Source organism: Ruania albidiflava DSM 18029 (assembly GCF_000421225.1).
In the GTDB taxonomy this organism is placed as follows: domain Bacteria; phylum Actinomycetota; class Actinomycetes; order Actinomycetales; family Beutenbergiaceae; genus Ruania; species Ruania albidiflava.
The window spans coordinates 67,006-86,169 of the sequence record NZ_ATWL01000013.1; the positions used below are offsets into that span (position 1 = coordinate 67,006).

The following is a 19,164-nucleotide window of genomic DNA, read 5'->3' on the forward strand; positions in this document are numbered from 1 at the left end:
TTGATTCGTGGGGCGCAGAGCGCAGGCTCAGTCCTGGGTGAGGGTGAGGGTCGCGGCCACCGGGTAGTGGTCGCTCGGGGCGATGCCGCGGTAGAAGAACTCGACGACTTCGCTGGCACGTACCCGGACCGGTCCGCGCAGGAAGATCCAGTCGATCGCCTTCCGCGGCGAGGCGAGCGGGGACAGGTGGGTGCCGACGTCCTCGGCGAAACCGCTGGGCACCACCGGGTGCGTCACCGGCGAGTGCCGCCCGAGGGCGGTGAAGGAGTCGATGAAGCCGCCGTTGCCCAGCGCCCAGCTCGGCGGGCCGATGTCGTTGATGTCCACGGTGAACAGACAGGCACCATCACCTGCCAGCTCGGTCAGCCGCTCGACGATCGCGCGCGCCTGCGGGGTCCGCTGGTTGATGCCGCTGTCCTGCTCCTGGCGGTGGCCGGGCCAGGTCAGGTGCGCCGTGCTGAACAGCACCGGTCCTGCCGCGCTGGCCAACCGCACCCAGAACAGCCGAGCGTCCGGCGAGAGGATCCCGACGTCGTCAGCACCGTGCTCGACATGCTCGAACATGTCCCTGCGCCACCACAGGCAGCTCTGCGTGGACCAGCCGGTGAAGTCGTCCTGGACGCGCTCGTGGTCCACGAGGGCGGCATCGATCAGGTCCCGGGACCAGGGTCGCTGCTCCTGGGTGGCGAGCAGGTCGGGCTGCCGTTTGCGGTAGAGGGCTTCGAGCGGCTCCCGCCGCTGGTCGGCGGCATGGTCGCCCCACAGGTTGTGGGTCTGGGCGACGAAGGTCGTGGTGGTCAGCGCCATGGGTCTCCTATCGGTCACCGCAGCCTGCAGCGGTGGTGAGGTCGGTCGGGCGGTTGTAGGCGAGCAGGCCGGCTGGCCCCCAGGTGAGGCTGGTGACCGAGCAGTTGTCCGGTGAGCCGATCCGGTGGTGGCCAGGACTGGGCAGGGCCAGCGCGGCGGCGGCTGCGAGCCGGATCGGCCCGCCGTGCGCGAAGACCACGACCACCGCCCCGTCCTCGTGCGCAGCCGCCAGGTCCTCGAGCGCGGCCACCACCCGGTGACGGGTCTCGGCGAAGGTCTCGCCACCCCCGCGGCGCAGGTCCTCACCGCGAGCCACGGCGGCCACGACGTCCGGTTCGGCGCGTGCTACGTCCTCGAAGGTGCGCCCGGCCCAGCTGCCGACGTCGATCTCCCGCAGCCTGGGGTCGACCCGGGCCTCCTGCCCGGTCGCATCAAGGTACGGCGCCGCCGTGTCCCGCACCCGCGGCAGGTCGCTGCACACCACAGCATCGACGCGCGGCAGGGTCTGCAACCACAAGGCTGCCCGTGCCGCCTGCTCCCGGCCCGCCGCGGTCAGCCCCGAGTCCGCCTGCCCCTGGTACTTGCCCTCGGCGTTCCAGACCGCCTCGCCGTGCCGCACGAGGTGGATGGTGGTCGTCATGCTGCACTCTCCTGGTTCCATGGACGCACCACCGGGACAGCAGCCAGCAGCGTCTGGGTGTACTCGTGCTGAGGGTCGGCGAACAGCTGGTCGGTCGGTGCGTGCTCGACCACCTGACCGCGGTTCATGACGATCACCTCGTCGCTGATGTGCCGTACGACGGAGAGGTCGTGGGCGATGAACAGGTAGGTCAGGCCGAGCTCGGCCTGCAGGTCATCGAGCAGGTTGAGCACCTGCGCCTGCACCGATACGTCGAGCGCGGAGACCGCCTCGTCGCAGACGATCAGCTTCGGGCGTACCGCCAGCGCCCGCGCGATGCCCACCCGCTGGCGTTGACCACCGGAGAACTGGTGCGGGTAGCGGTCGGCGTACTGCGGATCCAGACCGACGACGTCCAGGAGCCGCCGCACCTCCTCGTCCCAGTCCTGCGCGGGCAGCAGGTCCGGGTGGATGCGCCAGGCCTCGGACAGGATCTGCCGCACGGTCAGCCTCGGGTTCAGGGCGGTGTAGGGATCCTGGAAGACCATCTGGATGTCCCGGCGCACCGGGCGCATCTGCCGCGCGGACAGCCCCACCAGCTCGGTGCCCTGAAACTCGATCGAACCCGCCTCGGCCTGTTCCAGACCGATCACGGTCCGGGCGAGGGTGGACTTGCCGGACCCGGACTCCCCCACCAGACCGACAGTCTGGCCGCGGGCGATGTCGAAGCTCACCCCGTCGACCGCCCGGACCTCGCCGATCTTCCGCCGCAGCAGCGCCGACCGGATCGGATAGGTGGTGACCAGGTCACGGACCCGCAGCAGCGGTTCAGCCACGGCTGAGCACCTCCTCGGTGAAGTGGCAGGATGCTGCCTGGTCCGGTGCCCAGCCGACCGGGCGGCGCAGCTCGGGCAGCTCGTCACGGCACCGCTCCTGGGCGTAGGGGCACCGCGGGTGGAAGCGGCACCCCTGCGGGAAGGCCAACGGGTTGGGTGGCGCCCCCGCGATCGGGGTGAGCCGCGCCCCGCCCTCCTCCTGCTGCGGGATAGAGGCAAGGAGGCCTTCGGTGTACGGGTGCGCCGAGTGGTCGTAGACGTCCCGGATCCGCCCTTGCTCTGCCACCCGGCCCGCGTAGAGCACCACTGCGCGGGATGCGACGTCCGCCACGACGCCCAGGTCGTGGGTGATCAGCAGGATGGCCATGTCTCGTTCCTGCTGCAGGTCGCGCAGCAGGTTCATGATCTGCGCCTGCACGGTGACGTCCAGCGCGGTGGTCGGCTCGTCAGCGATCAGCAGGTCGGGGCCGAGGCTGAGTGCCATCGCGATCATGATCCGTTGCCGCTGGCCGCCGGAGAACTGGTGCGGGTAGTGATGCATCCGGTGCTCGACGTCCGGAATACCGACCCGGTGCAGCAGCTCGAGCGCCCGTGCGTTCGCCTCGCGACGACGCAGACCGAGCCGTCGCCGTAGCGGTTCGGCCACCTGATCACCCACGCGGAAGACCGGGTTGAGCGAGCTCAACGGATCCTGGAAGATCATCCCGATCCGGGTGCCGCACAGTGCCCTGACCTGCTGCGGTGGCAGCGCCGTCAGCTCCTGGTCGTCGAAGCGGATCCGTCCACCGACGATCTTCCCGGCGGGCTGGGGCAGCAGTCCCATGACCGCTTGGGCGGTCACCGACTTGCCGCTGCCCGACTCGCCGAGCAGCGCAAGGGTCTCGCCATGGCCGACCTCGAGGGTGACGCCGTCGAGCGGGCGGACCAGACCGTCCCGGGTGGAGAACTCGACCTGGAGGTCCTCGATCGAGAGCAGGGCGTCGGGCATCACAGACTCCTCAGCTTCGGGTCGTACCGGTCGCGCATCGCGTCGCCGAGCAGCCCACAGGTGAGCACGAGGGCAGCGAGGGCGATGCCGGGCAGGGTGGAGATCCACCACGCGTCACCGAGGTAGTCGCGACCGTTCGCGATGGTGGAGCCCCAGCTGGGCACATCGGTGGGCACCCCGAGGCCGAGGAAGGACAGCGAGGCCTCGGCCAGGATGACGTGCCCCAGCTCGACCGTGGCAACCACCAGGATGGGCGCGACGCAGGAGGGGAAGATCGTCCGCAGCGCCAGGTGCAGGTGGCCGGCGCCCAGGGTCCGGGCGGCGTCCACGTACTCACGGTTCTTCACCGTCAGCACCTGACCGCGGGTCACGCGGGCGAAGGTCACCCAGTTGGTGATCGCCAGGACGACGATGACGTTGACCACGCTGGGACCGACTACTGCTGCGATCAGGATCGCCAGCAGGATCGAGGGGAAGGAGAGCTGGATGTCCGCCAGCCGCATCAGGGCGGCGTCCACCCAGCCGCCTCGGTAGCCAGCGACCAGGCCGACCGTGACGCCGATCAGGCCGGCCAGCAGCAGCGTCCCGGCGCCCACGGTGATCGAGACTCGGGCGCCGAGCATCATCTGGCTGAGGATGTCCTGGCCCACCTGGTCGGTGCCGAGCAGCGCCAGGCCCTGGGAGGTGGTGCTGCCCGGAGGCATCAGCCGGTCCTGGGTGAAGGTCTGCACCGGGTCGTACTTGCGCAGCATCGGACCGAAGAGTGCCACCAGCACGTAACAGGCAACGATCACCAGGCAGGTCACGATGCGCCGTCGACCGGCAGCATTGGCGCTGCGCCGCTTGACCGTGTCGAAGGCGGCGGTCACCTCTCGATCGACACCGGCGGTCTCTGTGGTCATCGGGTCACCAACCTCACTCGCGGGTCCAGATAGCCGTAGAGGACATCGACCAGCAGGTTCGCGAAGACGAAACCGGCGGAGATGACCAGGATCGAGGCCTGGACCACGTTGTAGTCACGTTGACCGATCGACTCGATCAGCAGGCGTCCGATACCGGGCCAGCTGAACACCATCTCGACGATCACCGAGCCGGCGAGCAGTCCACCGAACTGCAGACCGACGATCGTCACGATCGGTATCAACGCATTTCGGATCGCATGCGGGAAGATCACCACACGTTCGGAGAGCCCCTTGGCCCGCGCCGTCTGGATGTAGCCCTCGTGGATGACCTCCAGCAGGCCGCTGCGGGTCATCCGGATCAGGATCGCCAGCATCGGCATCGCCAGGGTGATGGCGGGCAGGACCATGTGCGCCGGTGTGCCGGTACCGCCGCTCGGGAGCACGTGCAACCCTCGGGCGAAGACCAAGATGAACACGATGCCGATCCAGAAGGACGGCAGCGACTGCGCCAGCAGCGAGGCCACGGAGACGATCCGGTCGGCGATCCGGTTCACCCGCAGCGCTGCGAGGACACCGAGCAGGATGCCCACCACCAGGGCGATGACCAGGGCGACGATCGCCAGCTCCAACGTGGCCGGCAGCTTCTCCAGGACCAGCTCGAAGGCGTCCCGCTGCTGTCGGTAGGAGTCCCCGAAGTCGAGCCGGGTGAGATCGCCCAGATAGCTCAGGTACTGCGACGGCAGCGACTCGTTCAGGCCCATCTGCTCGCGCAGCACCTCCACCTCCGCCTCGGTGGCATCAGAGCCGAGGATGAGCCGGGCCGGGTCCGAGGGGATCAACCGGAGCACGACGAAGATGATCGAGACCGCTCCCCAGAGGATGAAGACAGAGAACACCAGCCGTCGGGTGAGGTACGCGCCCATCAGCCCTCCTCGACTGGACACATCGGCATGCTCGTCATGTTCTTCCTCGAACACCTTCCCATCGGCGTTAGCGTTCATGCAGTCTGACATCGGAGGCGACGTCGGTCAACACTTGGGCCCGATTATCGCTGTTGACCTGCACTTTTGCGCATCTCAGGGCGTCGGATGCACGGGCGAACCCGCGCGAGCAGAGCGACCCGGGACCCACTTGCGCCCATCAGCACATTAGCGCTAATGTCAGTGCATCGCGGCTGCCGCCGACGATGAGAACCGATGCCCCTGCGGGCAAGAAGGAGTGTTCAAAGGTGACCTCGGTCGATACCGCTGCACTGACCTCGGCGATGCGCAGCGCAATCCGCGCCTCCGACGTCCGCCTGTCCAAGTACAACCCGTTGCCACGCATCCTCACCCTCGACGACTTCAACGAGGGCACGAACGGTTGGACGGAGCTGATCGGCAACTTCAACGGTCGCGGCGACCTGGACACGGTCGATGCGCACATGCGTGACTTCCGGCCACCTCAGCTGTCCAACGCGACCTTCTTCGACACCGGCACCCACGGTGCGATGACCGGCACGTACTCGCTCAAGCTCGCCACGCGCCCCTATCCGGGGCACACCTCCACGGCGATCCGGCGGTTGACGATGGCAAACCGCGGGTTGCTGCAGATCGAGGCGTACCTCACCTACAAGGCCGAGGCTCAGCTAGGTGGCGACGAGTCCGAGGACCGGTATGGCGAGGTGGCCTGGGACGGCAACCTGCACCCGTCCGAGGCGCAGTTCGGGGCATTCACCGTGGCCACCGACCTGTGCGGGGACGGTGGGGTCCGCTACCACACGGTCGCCCGGTTCCAGAACACCGACCAGGACGGAAAGCTGGTGCGCCGGCTCAGCTATCCGCTGGTCACCGAGCCGACCCCGAAGGAACACCTCGAAGGGAAGTTCGCCCTGCCGTACGCCGCGGACTTCACCGCACCAGACCCGGACGACTGGCGTTATCTCGGCGAGCCGATCGAGATGTGCTTCAACGAGGTACCGACCAAGGTCAACTGGCACTACCTGCGCTGGCTCATCGACACCGAGACCCGCACGAACGTCGAGTTCCAGCTCAACGACCGGCTCATCGACATGCGCGAGGTGCCCGTACCTGCCTACGCCGAGCCGTACGAGTCGCTCGACAACCTGCTGAACTTCTACTTCTCCGTCCGGACGCTGTCAGGCGTGCGGAACTTCCTCTACCTCGACTCCGTCGTCATCTCGGCCGATTGGTGATCTAAAGATGCTGCAGTCCCAGACCGCGATCCTCGAGCGGAACACCACCTTCTCCGGCGACTTCGCCACCGAGCCCTTCGAGACCGGGTGGGCACGCGAGGCCCGCTGGTTCGTCCAGGTGCTCTCCACCGACGGTGACCCGGACGTCCAGCTCACCACCCAGGTCTCCCCCGACGGGCTCACCTGGGTCGACCTGGACGAACCCCACCACGTCAGCGGTGAGCTGACGAGCTGGTCCGTGCAGGAGTTCGGCCACTGGCTGCGGATCCGCGGAACAGTGGACCCCGGGTCGGTGAAGGTGCGGATCTACCTTGCACTGAAGAGCTGACCGCCCGACGAGCACACCGGGCTGCGTCCAGTCGATATCGTGGGCGTGCCCGGTGTCGCCGCATTCGATGGGGCACGTGCTCGATCCCGCGAACCGGCCAAGCACCGACCGGCCAGGCCACAGTCGATCCAGGACGGAGTCCAGATGGTGGAGGGGGCACCACGCAGACGTCGCACCTTGCAGGACGTCGCGAACGAGGTGGGGCTGTCTGCGAACACCGTCTCCCGGGCGCTGCGCGGTCAGTCCGGTGTCAGCGAACCCACCCGGGAGCGGATCCGGCGTGCCGCCGAGCAGCTCGGATACGTACCGAACGTCCATGCCCGCTCGCTCGTGCTGGGCAGCCACCGCACGATCGGGTTGGTGATCACGAACGTCTCCAACCCGTTCTATGCCGAGCTGATCAGCGCCATCGAGCTACGTGCGGCCGAAGAGGGCTACCACATCGTCCTGTTCCTGAGCGAGGAGTCGCCCACCCGCGAGCTCGCCGCCGCGGAGAACGTCATCCAGTCGGGGCTGGACGGGGTGATCGTCGTGCCGGTGCAGGGGCCGACAAATCCCTGGCACCGCGTCACCCGCGCCGGGGTACCGCTGGTCGTGGTGAACCGGCGCCTTGACGACCTCGAGGTCGACACGGTCGCCACGGACAACTACGCGGGGGCTCGGGCGGCCACCGCGCACGTCATCGACCAGGGAGCACGGTCGATCGTGATGCTGGAGGAGGATCTGCCGATCACCACGATCGACCAGCGGATCCAGGGCTTCCAGGATGCGCTGGCCGCAGCCGCTCTGCCCTGCGAGGAGGGTGCAGTGCTCATGGTGCCCACCCGCCGCAACGACCGGGTAGCCCTGCCCTGGCAGGCCGGAGACGCCTACCGGCTGACCGTCGACCTGCTCGCCCGGGGGCACCGCCCGGACGCGTTCGTGGTCGGCAACGACTACTTCGCCCTCGGCCTGTACCGCGCGCTGCGCGAACGGGGGCTGCGGTGCCCCGAGGACACCTTCGTCGTCGGTTTCGGTGACTACCCGTTCGCGGAGTTCCTCGCCCCGCCGCTGTCCACTGTGCGCCTCCCCGCCGCGAAGGTCGGCAACACTGCCGTGGACCTGCTGCTGGGCCGCATCCGGGGCGAGGCTGCCGCCCCGGCCGAGCCGATCCTGGTGCAGCCCGAGCTCGTCACCCGGGAGTCCACCGGGGTCTGACACCCGTCCGCACCGCCCGGGCGAGACGTGCTGCCCCGGCGAGACCCGCCGTCGAACGCGGCCTACGGTGGAGAGGTGACCAACCGCCTCGCCCACGCCACCTCCCCCTACCTGCTGCAGCACGCCGAGAACCCGGTGCACTGGCAGGAGTGGGGGCCGGCTGCGTTCGCCGAGGCCCGCGAGCGGGACGTGCCGATCCTGCTGTCGGTGGGGTATGCGGCCTGCCACTGGTGCCACGTGATGGCCCACGAGTCGTTCTCCGACGAGCAGGTCGCAGAAGCGGTGAACGCCGCGTTCGTGGCGGTCAAGGTGGACCGGGAGGAGCGTCCGGACGTGGACGCCGTCTACATGCAGGCCACCCAGGCGCTGACCGGGCAGGGCGGGTGGCCGATGACCTGCTTCCTCACCCCGGCAGGCGACCCGTTCTTCTGCGGCACCTACTACCCCAAGCCGCAGTTCCTGCAGCTGCTCGAGTCGGTGCAGCGGGTGTGGCGCACCGAACGGGAGCAGGTGTCCGGCAGCGCGGAGCAGATCACTGCCCGGTTGCGCAGTGCGCAGCACCTGACCGCCGGGGCGCCGGCGGACGTGAGCACGCTCGCCGCGGCGGTGGACACCCTCGCCGAGGGTTTCGACGCCCGCCGCGGTGGGTTCGGGGATGCGCCGAAGTTTCCGCCGTCGATGGTGGCCGAGTTCCTGCTGCGCCACCATGGCCGCACCGGCAGCCCCGCGGCGCTGGAGATGGTCGAGCGCACGTGCACGGCGATGGCCCGGGGCGGCATCTACGACCAGCTCGCCGGCGGGTTCGCTCGGTACAGCGTGGACGGCGACTGGGTGGTGCCGCACTTCGAGAAGATGCTCTACGACAACGCCCTGCTGCTGCGCGCCTACACCCACTGGTTCCGCACGACCGGGTCGGCCCTGGCACGGCGGGTGGTGGTCGAGACCGTGGAGTTCCTGCTGGGGGACCTGCGCACTCCTGAGGGCGGGTTCGCCTCCTCCTTGGACGCCGATGCCGACGGGGTGGAGGGCAGCACGTACGTGTGGACCCCGGACCAGCTCGCCGAGGTGCTGGGGCCTGCGGACGGGGCGCAGGCTGCCGAGCTCCTCGGCGTGACGCCCGAGGGGACGTTCGAGGGCGGCGCCTCCACGTTGCGGATGCTCGCTGCTCCCCCTCCGGAGTGGCCGGCGTGGCGATCTGCGCTGCTGGCGGCCCGCGGCGGGCGGGTGCAACCTGCGCTGGACGACAAGGTGGTCACCTCCTGGAACGGGTTGGCCATCGGAGCGCTGGCGGAGGCGGGGGCGCTGCTCGGGCAGCCGGAGTGGGTGGCCGCGGCGCGCTCGGCCGCCGAGCTGCTCTGGGAGCTCCATGTCGACGACGGCGCAGCCGGGGTGCGTCTGCGCCGCTCCTCCCGTAGCGGTACAGCGGGCGAGGCGGCAGGGGTCGCCGACGACTACGGCAACCTCGCCGGTGGGCTGCTCGCGCTGCACCAGGCCACCGGAGAAGGGGTGTGGCTGGTGCGGGCCGGGGCGCTGCTGGAGGTGGCGCTGGCGCAGTTCGCCACCGGCGACGGCGCGTTCTACGACACGCCCGCCGACGGGGAGCAGCTGGTGGTGCGGATGCGTAGCACCTCGGACAATGCCGAACCGTGCGGCACCTCGGCGCTGGCCGAGGCACTGGGGACCTACGCAGCGCTGACCGGGGAACACCGGGAGGCCGCAGATGCGGCGATCGGAGCCGGGATGACCGTGGCCCGGATCGACCCGCGGTTCGCTGGCTGGACGCTGGCGGCGGCTGAGGCGAGCCCGGCCGGCCCGGTGCAGGTGGCGGTGGTCGGGACGGACGCGGTGGCCGACGAGATGGTGCAGGTGGTGTGGGAGTCGACCAGTCCCGGGCTGGTGCTGGCCGCAGGTCCGGGCGACGGCACGCTGGCCGGCGACGGCACGCCGCACCCGCTGCTGGCTGACCGGCCGCTGGTGGACGGCGGGTCGGCGGCGTACGTGTGCCGCGGTTTCGTCTGCGACCTGCCGGTGACGTCGGTGGCGGCGCTGCGCGACGCGCTCCGCTGAGCAGGGCTAGCACATGTGCATGTGCATGTGCATGTGCATGCTTATGGTGGAGCAGTTTTCCACAGATTGACGCAGGCCCCCACAGGTGACGACCACCGGGATTGACTTCAGGGGTGATCGACGACGCCCACAGCCGACAAGCACCCGCACCCAGCCGCCGACTCCAGCGCATCCGAGCAGCCGCCCGCCGCCGGTGCGCCGGTCCGGACCGCTCCCCTGTTTCCCCACCCCTCGGGCCAGGCCGGCTACGGCGCCGTCGGATTCCTCTGGTGGCGGCACCAGCGGGCGTCATGACACTCGCTGCCGCCTGCACGATGCCACAGGCGGTGGACCACGTCCCACAAGCAGCCGAGATCCCGGCCGAGGTGGTCTGGGAACGTGACCTACCAGTCGTGGGCAACCCGGCGGTCACCGATGACGTCGCGGTGGTCTACACCGCCGACGACGACGGCGCGCTCACCCTGGTCGGCGTGAGCACCGTGGACGGGAGCACGCTCTGGGAGCACCCTGCCGGCCGTGGCGCAGTGCGCCCGTCGTTGTCGGAGATCACGCCGACAGCGTTCGTCCGGGACGACCGGCCACTGGTCGCCTACCTGGACCCGGACACTCCGCACAGCAGTACGTCCCTCTCGCTCAACCAGCTGGTGCTCGCCGACCTGGAGACCGGAGAGACCATCGGAGAGACTGACGTTCTCCGGTTCATCTCCTCCCCTGAGTTGTGCGCAGACCGGGCATCCGTGTGCGTGTGGGTCACCCACAGCGGCGGCACCGACCGCACCTTCCTGGACGTCGAGTCCATGGAGCTGCGCATCCACCCGTATCAGTTCCAGGGCCACGCCGGCCAGAGCGGTGTGCAGCACATCGACGGCTCCGGTGCCTACGAGCTGGTGCGGTTCACAGACGAGGGCACCCTCTGGGCCCGGGAGGTCGAGGACCTGCCCGGAGGATCCGAGCTCACCGACATCGCAGTCTCGGTGCCTGAGCACGATGTCGACTGGTTGGCGATCGGACTGCACGACGTCTCCGGATCCGGGGTCGCCGAGGACGACGTGCGGCTGGACGATCAGGCGCTCGTCCTGCTCGACCGAGACAGTGGTGAGCTGATCTGGTCCGGCGAGGGCTACGCACTGGACTGCCCGAACACCTACCTCAACGCCGGCGTGCGCTGCAGCGCCACCGGGGTCCAGCACAACAGCAGCGCGGAAGCCGCCAGCTACTCGGACCTCGACGTGACGCTCGAAGGGTTCACCGAGGACGGCACGACCACCTGGACGCTGCCGCTGGGTGATGCGCCGGGTCCGCTCGCCGGCGCCGGACCGAGCGTGCCGGGTGACCGGCTGGTGCTGACCACCGCCGAGGACACCGTGCTGCTGGACCCGGACAGCGGGCACACCATGCCGGTACCAGCCGACTGGACGTTCCTGTGCGGCGAGACCGCCGCCATCGAGCACAGCGTGCACTGGGACATCGAGGAGCCGGAGGAGGACACCTGGTCCGGGGGGCAGCCTCTACTCGGTGTGCACGGCAGACGGGACCGAGATCGACGGTCCGCCGTCGGTGGCCGCAGTCCGAGCCGCCGGTGTGCAGCGCGGGACCGTGACGATCGTCGCCCACCCTGGCCGGCTGGTGGCCTACGAGGAGGAACCGACACCGGAACCCACATCCTCCTGACCTGGGGCCACGAGGGTGCGGTTGTGGTCGCGATCCGCCCTCTTGACGACCACAACCACACCCTCGCGGCGGAGCCGGGTCAGGGGTAGAGCCGGGTGTGCGGGTGGTGTGTACCGGGCGGGCTCAGACCTGCTTGCGCAGGCTGAAGCCGGTGCCCTGCTCGGTCTCGGTGGCGTCCAGCTCCTGGGCGTCCAGCATCGGAGCGGTCTCCTCGGCGACGAACACGCGGGCGCCGTCGGTGTCGATCACCTGGTCGCCGGCGGCCGGCTCCGGGGAGAGGGCCATCTGCAGCTCGGAGCCGCCGTCGGCCATGGCGATACGCACGCCACCGTCCTCCGGGAGTCCTGCTTCGCTGGTGAGGGTCTTGATCGCGGTCTGGGCGTTCTCGGTCAGGGTGAGCATGTCTGCTCCCTCATTTCCTTCGGCAATGACGCTTGACGAGCAGTTGGCTCACTACACGCGTGCGCCTCGGGCACCTTCTACCGTCACAGGCTTCCTGCCGACACGCAACCGCCCACCTCTTCCACGCGAACGCCCCGGTTCGCGACCTCCGCCCGGCGTGTCGCCGCGAAGGGGAGCGTTCGCGAACCGGGGCGGGCGGGATCGGTACGGTCGAGGGCATGACCACCAGAGCTGCTCTCGGCATGGCGTTCGACCGCACCTTCGACCCGGCGCTGGTCCGCCACTTCGCCCGGTCCCTGGACGGGAAGGTAGACGAGCTGTGGCTGATCGAGGACTGCTTCTACACCACGGCCCCACCCCTGGCGGCAGCGGCGTTGGCGGTCACCGAGGAGCTCCGGATCGGACTGGGCATCCTGCCGGCACGGGCCCGCACGGCGGCGATCACCGCGATGGAGATCGCGACGCTCGCCGGGCTCGGCCCGGGCCGGGTAGTCGGCGGCATCGGTCACGGGGTGCAGTCCTGGATGGGTCAGATGGGGGTGCGGCCCGCCTCCCCGCTGACCGCGCTGGACGAGGTGCTCACCACGGTACGCCGGCTGCTCGCCGGCGAGCAGGTCTCGTTCGACGGGCGGTACGTCACGCTCGACGAGGTGCAGCTGGACCAGCCACCGGCGCAGCCGGTGCCGGTGCTGGCGGGTGTCCGGGGGCCGAAGTCGATGGCCCTGGCGGGCCGCAGCGCGGACGGGGTGGTGCTCGCTGACGCGGTCGGCCCCAGCTTCATCCCGACCGCGCGGGAGCAGGCCGGTCGGGGTCAGGACTTTGCCGTGACCGTGTTCGCGCCGTTGATCACCGCTCCCACACGGGCCGAGGCCTACCGACTCGCCGCCGGCTGGCTCGCGGGCCAGCTCGCCAGTCCCACCCCGAGCCTCACCGGGGCAGCGTTCTACGGAGAGCTGGTGGACCTGCACACCCGCGGCGGGGACGAGGCGCTGGCAACTGTGCCGCCGGAGTGGTGGGCAGAGCTGGGTGCGATCGGCACGCTAGAGGATGCGGCAGCGCACATCGACGCGCTGGAACGAGCCGGTGCCACTGGCGTCGCGCTGGTCCCCGCACCGGACCCACAGGTCGCCACCGGACAGATCGACGACGTGCTCGAGCTCGCGCGGCGCTGACCGAGACGCCTGATCCAGGCGCAGCGCGTCAGGCGTCGCGTTGCAGCACCAGCACACCCGCGACGTAGACGAGCACCGCCTGAGGTCGGAACATCACCTCGTGGACCTCCCGGTGGCCACCAGGAGCGTGATCTGCCTGCTCACACCGTAGTGCGCTGCTGTGCCCGCCCGCTGCCGGTGCGACCGCAGCGATCCACGGCCACCAGCGGGCCCGGCCGGTCTCGGCTGCCCGAGTGCCGCGGCGGTGGCAGGCTGGTACTCCCACCGATGAAGGGGATGGTCATGATCTGCGCAACCTGTGCCGTGGAGTACGACGGCGACGCACTGCCGCAGGTGTGCCCGATCTGTGCGGACGAGCGGCAGTGGGTACCTGCCGACGGGCAGCACTGGCAGGACCTGGACGCCCTCCGTGCCGCCGGGCAGCACCTGGTCTGGGCGGAGGCAGAACCGGGCCGGGTGGAGATCACCGCCGAGCCGAAGGTCGGTATCGGGCAGACCGCCCAGCTGGTGCACACCCCAGCTGGGTCGTTGCTCTGGGACCCACCCGGGTACATCGACGCCGGCACGGTGGCGCGGGTGCGCACACTCGGTCCGGTGCTCGCGGTGGCGGCCAGCCACCCGCACATGTTCGGGGTGCAGACCGAGTGGGGCGAGGCGCTGCAGGCACCGGTGCTGGTCTGCGAGCCGGACGCCCGGTGGCTCGGCCGCACCTCAGACCGCGTGCAGCTGTGGGACGGCGACCACGAGCTGGCCCCGGGACTGAGCCTGCACCGGGTCGGCGGCCACTTTCCGGGCGCCGCCGTGGCTCTGTGGGCCGGTGGCGCCGGCGGCCGGGGCGTGCTGCTCAGCGGCGACACCGTGTTCCCGAACCCGGACCGGTCGTCCGTGGGTTTCCTGCGCAGCTATCCGAACAAGATCCCACTCTCGGCGGCGGTGGTGGAGCGGATCGCGGCCCGCCTGGACAGCCTGGAGTTCGACCGGGTGGTGGGCAATTTCGGCAACGCGATCGAGTCCGGTGCCGCTGCGGCGGTGCAGCGCTCGGCGCGGCGGTACGTGGAGTGGGTCCGCGGGGACCACGACGACGACACCTGATCTCGGCAGGCCGTCGGTCCTGGTCTCCGCACGGAGCAGGGCTCCCCGCCTGAGCATGCCAGCAGGTGCAGGTCCAGCGCGATCCCATAGCCTGCTGCCATGAGCGCCGGCTGGCTGCGCCGAGGGTTCCGCCGCCGTGCGTCCGGGCGGTTCACCCGCACGATCGCGGAGACGATCTCGGCGTGCCTGCACTATCGAGTCCTCGGGCTGGCTGCGGAGGCCGCGTTCTTCACCATCCTCTCCGTCCCGCCGCTGCTGTTCGCGCTGGCCGGGTCCATCGGATTCATCGCGGCACGGATCGATCCCACCGTCCTCGAACAGTTCCAGGCTCAGATGCTGCAGCTGGCTGCCCAGGCGTTGACGCCCGCTGCTGTGGAGTCTCTCGTCCGGCCCACGCTGGCGGGGGTGCTCGCCGAGGGCCGCGCGGACGTGCTGCTGCTCGGTTTCCTGATCGCGCTGTGGTCCGGCTCACGGGCGCTCTACGTCTTCATCGAGAGCATCTCCCTCCTGTACGGTCATGCCGGTCACCGGCGGCCACTGGTGACCATCGCCCTGTCGTTCGCGCTGTGCGTGGTCTTCCTGCTGCTCGCGGCGGTGCTGATCTCCGTGGTGCTGACCGGACCGGATCTGGTCGCACGGCTCGTTCCGGCAGAGCTGACCTGGCTGAACCGGCTGTACTGGCCGGTCGCGCTGTGCGGGTCAGCCGGCTTCCTGGCCGCCCTCTACTCGCTCTCCATCCCGCGCGGCTACCGGCTCTGGTCCGCCGCCCCCGGTGCCGCGCTCGCCCTGCTGATCTGGGTCGGGGGCAGCTGGGCACTTCGCTATGCCCTGAGCCTGAGCATCGGCGGCTCGACCATCTATGGTCCGCTGGCCGCACCCATCGCCCTGCTGCTGTGGATCTACGTGGTCTCGATCGCGGTGCTCGTCGGGGCGGCCCTGAACGCGGCGCTGGCCACGAGCCCGCACTCGGCCGAACGCTGACCGGGAACACCGCACCGCCGAGTGCGATCTCCTAGGCTGTCCCCATGTCCGCTCCTGGTCCGGTCACCGGTCTGCGCCACCGTCTCATCCGCGCACTCGGCGGACAGGTACCTCAGCACCAGGGTCCCGGTGCCACAGCGCTGGTCATCTCCGGGGGTGGAGCGCGGTCCAGCTTCGAGCTCGGCGCGCTGCAGTATCTCTACGAACGAGAGCGGATCGCGCCCCGCATCATCACCGGCACCTCCGCCGGCTCGATCCTCGCTGCGGTGATCGCCCAGCACCCCGACCCGGCCGGTCAGCGGCGGGCGGTGGCCGAGCTGCGCCACCTGTGGCTGGACATGCGCGATTCCTCGGACATGTTCACCGAGCTGCCCTGGTTCACCAAGCTGAACGAGCACATGCCCACCTGGCGCAAGGTGATGGCGCTGCGGAACAGGTCCACGCACCGGGCCCGCACCGGCAGGCTCGGGGCGGTGCTGCCCCGGGCGATCCGTAGCCGGACCGAGCAGGGCGCTGCGGCCGGGCACGCCGAACCCACCCGGGGCCGGCACACCCCACCTGCTGCGGAGCACCGCGCCGAGGCCGACACGGTCACCGAGACCGAGACGCGCGCGAGCGCTGAGCAGGAGGACAGCGAGCACGGGCTGGCGTGGTCGGTGACGAACGTGCTGGACACGCTGTCCACCCTGTGGGAAGCGGGCCGCACCAGCACGGACCTGGAGCTGATCCTCTCCGGTGCCCAACACGAACGAGCCGCGTTCACCCCGGGCCCGATCGTCGAGCGGCTCACCGATCCGGACCTGTTCGACGCGGCTGCGGTCGCTGCGTCCGGCATCACGCTGCGGATCGCCACGGTCGCACTGGAGTCGGGCGAGCTGCGCTACGTCACCGAGTCCGGTGAGATCCGGGACCGTCAGGACGAGCCGGTCGTCGGTGAGCCGCGGGTGGACCTGGTGGCCGCGATCCGGGCCTCCTGCGCGATCCCGGCAGTGTTCCCGCCAGTGCGGCTGGGTTCAGAGCACTATGTCGACGGCGGGGCCCGGGAGTCCTTGCCCGTCGAGGTGGCCATGACTGCGCTGGGGGCGCGGCACTGCTATGCCGTGGTCGCCTCTCCCACCGGCCTCGCCCATTCGGCCGACTTCGGCGAGAAGGACATGCTGGAGATCGTGATGCGGGCGGGCTTCGGGATCATGCCCGACGAGATCCTCACCGACGAGGTGCGCCGGGCCGGCGAGAACGGTGCCACGATCATCCAGCCGGAGCTGGACATCCACGACATCCTGACCATCGACCCTGGGCTGACCGCGATCGCGATGGACTACGGCTGGAGCCGGGCGGCCGAGGCATGCACCGGCGCCTCGGCCACTGCCCGGGCGCGGGTGCGGGACGTGTACGAGGTGCGGCGGCTGCTCTGGTCCGCTGAGGACCTGGCACTGCGACCGCGCACAGCTGAGGGGGACGCTGGCCGGTCCGATGCCGAGCATGCCGACACCGGCCGCGCGGACGTGATCCGGGCTGGTCCCGGCCGGTCGGACACCGGTCGGAACAGCTCCGGTGCTAGTAGCGCCACCGCCCCGGTGGACAGCCGGGCACTAACCGAGATCGCGGAGCTCAAGCACCGGTTGCGCTCCCTGGTGGACGCCGCTGATCCTGCCCTGCTGCCCCCTGGGGCGCACACCTGGTGGCGGGACTTCGAGCGCCACCCCTACCCCGTGCACGCCGAGCCCGACTGGCTCCACTGACCGGCCCCCCACCCCTCCTCCCCCGCGAACGCTCGCCTTCGCGGCACGGAAGCGCTTTCCTGCCGCGAAGGCGGGCGTTCGGGGTAGGAGCCTGGTGGCGGGATACTGTGACCGAAACAGGACGAGGGGAGGTGAGGTACGTGCGGAAGGTGCGCGCCGCCGTCGTCTACCACCCGATGAAGCTGGCCTCCCCGCGGTGGAGGCGCATGCTCCGGCGCGAGGAGCAGCGCACCGGGCGTCCGGAGAGCCTGTGGGTGCCCACCCGCGCCGACGACGACGCCGCCACCCTGCGGGAACGGCTGCGGGCGGCGGGAGCACTGGAGGCGGACGTGCTGATCGCCGCCGGCGGGGACGGCACCGTACAGCTGGTGGCCGAGGCGGCGATGCTCACCGGCCAGTCGCTGGGCATCTGGCCGGTGGGTTCGACCAACCTGTTCGCCCGCAACCTCGAGCTGCCCACGCTGGACCCGGCGGCCTCGCTGCGCGCCGGTCTCGGGGACCACGAGCGGATGGTGGACACCGTGGGGATCACCGCAGTGCTCGCGGACGGCACCCGCACCCGGCGCACCAGCCTGGTGCTGGCCGGGTTCGGCGTGGACGCCCAGATGGTGGTGCACACCTCGGACGAGGCGAAACGGCAGTTCGGCTGGCTCGCCTACCTCCACGGGGTGCGCAAGGGCATCTCCCGCCCGGACCGGTTCGACGTGACCTACTCCCTGGACGGCAGCCAGCCGCAGGATGCCCGGCTGCTCACCCTGGCGATCGGCAACGGCGGCCTGCTGCCGGCGGGCCTGGTGCTGTTGCCGGACGCCCGCGTGGACGACGGCCTGCTGGACGTGCTGCTGCTGCGCCCGGACAACGTCCGTGGTTGGCGGGACGTCGGCTCCTGGTTCATCCAGGAGAACGGCCTGGTGCGCCGGATCCGGCGCCGGAACGGCAAGCGGCGCCCGTTGCGCACCGGCCCGTCCGTGCAGCTCTTCGGGGCCCGGGAGGTGCGCCTGCAGCTGCGCCGGCCAGAAGACTTCCAGCTGGACGGGGAGTACATCGGCCGGGCCGTCGCCGTGCGTGCTCAGGTCAGCCACGGCAGCCTGCGGGTACGCACCCCGTGACGGGTGCCGGGCAGCGAAGTTCACCAATTCGCTACCCGAGACGACCAGAGCGTCCTACGATGAGAACCGACGTGGGACATCACACGCGGCCAGGTAGCTGAGTCGGCCGCAGCACACCCACTTCGGACTCCACGACCGGGAGGACCTTGCGTGGCCTTGCTCAGCCAGTCCACCGAGCACACGTTGGACCGCGCCGCTGGCGCGCTGTGCGGTCTGGCGCTCGGCGACGCCATGGGCCGGCCGGGTCGTGGCTGGCCGCAGCAACGCATCCGAGGGCACTTCGGCTGGATCACCGACCTGGCCGCTGCTCCAGTGCCGCGGCCCGGGGACGGTCCGGTCGGCACGATGGGCAGTGCCACCCGGGCAGCGTTCCAGCTGGCGGCGCGATGGCCGCAGCAGCTCCGGCCCCGGGTCCCAGCCCGGCCCGCCCGCGCGGACGGCACCAGCCTGACCGCGCACCGGCTGCTCCCGGTCGGCATCCCCTGCCGGGAGGACGAGGCGATCGCCGCGAGCATCGTTCGTCTGGCCGGCTCCCGGGCCACCGCCACCGCCCTGTCCGGTGCCGCGATGGTGGCGGGGATGATCTCCTCCGCCGTGGACGCGCCGGAGGGCTCGACCGACCCGGTGTTCCTGGCTGCGCACCTGGAGATGGGGATGCGTGCGGCGGAGGCGATCGGTGACCGCGGAGCACCGGACGTGGCACCGTCGGTGCTGGAGCGCTCCCTGCTCGCCCGGGAGATCGCTGTACGGGCACCCGACGACCAGACGTTCCTCACCCGCCTCTACGACGTGGTCGGGGTCTCCAAGGCGGCCGCGGAGTCCGTGCCTGCCGCAGTGGGCCTGCTGGTGCGCGCCGAGGCCGACCCCAGCCGGGCCTGCGTGCTGGCGGCGAACCTGGGCGGGGAGACCTCCCGCATCGGGGCACTGGCCACCGCGATGGCCGGTGCGGTGCGGGGCCGGGCGGCCATGGTCGAACCGTGGCGCGCGCACGTGGAGCAGGTGAACGAGGTCTGCTCGGTGAGCCTGGCCCAGCAGCTGCTCGCCCAGCGCAGCTGAG

General features: G+C 70.5%; 19 protein-coding genes. 11 read left to right on the forward strand and 8 right to left on the reverse strand.

All coding sequences use genetic code 11. From position 1 onward, the window contains the following. Window positions 1–27 precede the first annotated feature (27 nt). Genes K338_RS0114610 through nikB form a run of 6 tightly spaced genes read right to left on the reverse strand, consistent with a single transcriptional unit; the run spans window position 28 to window position 5,153 of the window. A complete protein-coding gene (locus tag K338_RS0114610; RefSeq protein WP_022918909.1) occupies window positions 28–807 on the reverse strand; it encodes an exonuclease/endonuclease/phosphatase family protein in 780 nt (259 codons plus the stop codon). A gap of 7 nt (window positions 808–814) precedes the next feature. Beyond that, window positions 815–1,447: a histidine phosphatase family protein gene (locus K338_RS22965; protein ID WP_022918910.1), complete on the reverse strand. Its 633-nt coding sequence runs from the start codon at window positions 1,445–1,447 to the stop codon at window positions 815–817. Then, window positions 1,444–2,262 carry an ABC transporter ATP-binding protein gene (locus tag K338_RS22970; RefSeq protein ID WP_022918911.1) on the reverse strand — a complete coding sequence of 273 codons (819 nt, stop codon included), beginning with the start codon at window positions 2,260–2,262 and terminating at the stop codon, window positions 1,444–1,446. Before K338_RS22970 ends, K338_RS22965 begins: the two co-directional genes overlap by 4 nt. Further along, window positions 2,255–3,250, reverse strand: coding sequence for an ABC transporter ATP-binding protein (locus K338_RS0114625; RefSeq protein ID WP_022918912.1), 996 nt, complete (start codon window positions 3,248–3,250; stop codon window positions 2,255–2,257). Before K338_RS0114625 ends, K338_RS22970 begins: the two co-directional genes overlap by 8 nt. Further along, window positions 3,250–4,152, reverse strand: coding sequence for an ABC transporter permease (locus K338_RS22975; protein ID WP_022918913.1), 903 nt, complete (start codon window positions 4,150–4,152; stop codon window positions 3,250–3,252). Before K338_RS22975 ends, K338_RS0114625 begins: the two co-directional genes overlap by 1 nt. Further along, window positions 4,149–5,153 carry a nickel ABC transporter permease gene (gene nikB, locus K338_RS0114635; RefSeq protein WP_211218240.1) on the reverse strand — a complete coding sequence of 335 codons (1,005 nt, stop codon included), beginning with the start codon at window positions 5,151–5,153 and terminating at the stop codon, window positions 4,149–4,151. Before nikB ends, K338_RS22975 begins: the two co-directional genes overlap by 4 nt. A gap of 227 nt (window positions 5,154–5,380) precedes the next feature. On the opposite strand from nikB, the gene K338_RS0114640 reads away from it, so the two are divergent. From K338_RS0114640 to K338_RS0114660, 5 genes are all read left to right on the forward strand, one after another. After that, window positions 5,381–6,346, forward strand: a complete 966-nt coding sequence (locus tag K338_RS0114640; protein WP_022918915.1) for a DUF6772 family protein — start codon at window positions 5,381–5,383, stop codon at window positions 6,344–6,346. 7 nt (window positions 6,347–6,353) lie between these two features. Then, window positions 6,354–6,674, forward strand: a complete 321-nt coding sequence (locus K338_RS0114645; RefSeq protein WP_022918916.1) for a hypothetical protein — start codon at window positions 6,354–6,356, stop codon at window positions 6,672–6,674. A 144-nt stretch (window positions 6,675–6,818) separates the two neighbouring features. After that, on the forward strand, window positions 6,819–7,871 hold the full coding sequence (locus K338_RS0114650) for a LacI family DNA-binding transcriptional regulator (protein ID WP_022918917.1): 1,053 nt from the start codon (window positions 6,819–6,821) through the stop codon (window positions 7,869–7,871). A 75-nt stretch (window positions 7,872–7,946) separates the two neighbouring features. Next, window positions 7,947–9,938: a thioredoxin domain-containing protein gene (locus tag K338_RS0114655; protein ID WP_022918918.1), complete on the forward strand. Its 1,992-nt coding sequence runs from the start codon at window positions 7,947–7,949 to the stop codon at window positions 9,936–9,938. Between the two features lie 290 nt (window positions 9,939–10,228). Continuing rightward, window positions 10,229–11,698: an outer membrane protein assembly factor BamB family protein gene (locus tag K338_RS0114660; protein WP_022918919.1), complete on the forward strand. Its 1,470-nt coding sequence runs from the start codon at window positions 10,229–10,231 to the stop codon at window positions 11,696–11,698. A 34-nt stretch (window positions 11,699–11,732) separates the two neighbouring features. On the opposite strand, the gene K338_RS0114665 is transcribed toward K338_RS0114660, so the two are convergent. Beyond that, window positions 11,733–12,011, reverse strand: coding sequence for a HesB/IscA family protein (locus K338_RS0114665; RefSeq protein ID WP_022918920.1), 279 nt, complete (start codon window positions 12,009–12,011; stop codon window positions 11,733–11,735). Window positions 12,012–12,229: 218 nt separating this feature from the next. On the opposite strand from K338_RS0114665, the gene K338_RS0114670 reads away from it, so the two are divergent. Then, complete coding sequence (locus K338_RS0114670) at window positions 12,230–13,183, forward strand: LLM class flavin-dependent oxidoreductase (protein WP_022918921.1); 954 nt, start codon at window positions 12,230–12,232, stop codon at window positions 13,181–13,183. Window positions 13,184–13,211: 28 nt separating this feature from the next. Here the strand turns inward: K338_RS0114670 and K338_RS0114675 are convergent, their stop codons facing one another. Then, the gene (locus K338_RS0114675) at window positions 13,212–13,448 is read right to left on the reverse strand and encodes a hypothetical protein (RefSeq protein ID WP_022918922.1); all 237 of its coding nucleotides are present in this window, start codon (window positions 13,446–13,448) and stop codon (window positions 13,212–13,214) included. Between the two features lie 11 nt (window positions 13,449–13,459). Between K338_RS0114675 and K338_RS0114680 the strand changes: the two genes are divergently transcribed. The 5 genes from K338_RS0114680 to K338_RS0114700 all read left to right on the forward strand — a co-directional run bounded on the left by K338_RS0114680 (window position 13,460) and on the right by K338_RS0114700 (window position 19,163). Beyond that, complete coding sequence (locus tag K338_RS0114680) at window positions 13,460–14,275, forward strand: hydrolase (protein ID WP_022918923.1); 816 nt, start codon at window positions 13,460–13,462, stop codon at window positions 14,273–14,275. Between the two features lie 99 nt (window positions 14,276–14,374). Then, window positions 14,375–15,256, forward strand: a complete 882-nt coding sequence (locus K338_RS22980) for a YihY/virulence factor BrkB family protein (protein ID WP_022918924.1) — start codon at window positions 14,375–14,377, stop codon at window positions 15,254–15,256. Window positions 15,257–15,300: 44 nt separating this feature from the next. Next, window positions 15,301–16,998, forward strand: coding sequence for a patatin-like phospholipase family protein (locus K338_RS25675; RefSeq protein WP_022918925.1), 1,698 nt, complete (start codon window positions 15,301–15,303; stop codon window positions 16,996–16,998). A 140-nt stretch (window positions 16,999–17,138) separates the two neighbouring features. Then, the gene (locus K338_RS0114695; protein WP_157612494.1) at window positions 17,139–18,107 is read left to right on the forward strand and encodes a diacylglycerol/lipid kinase family protein; all 969 of its coding nucleotides are present in this window, start codon (window positions 17,139–17,141) and stop codon (window positions 18,105–18,107) included. A 150-nt stretch (window positions 18,108–18,257) separates the two neighbouring features. Beyond that, window positions 18,258–19,163, forward strand: coding sequence for an ADP-ribosylglycohydrolase family protein (locus tag K338_RS0114700; protein WP_022918927.1), 906 nt, complete (start codon window positions 18,258–18,260; stop codon window positions 19,161–19,163). The last annotated feature ends 1 nt before the right edge of the window (window position 19,164 follow it).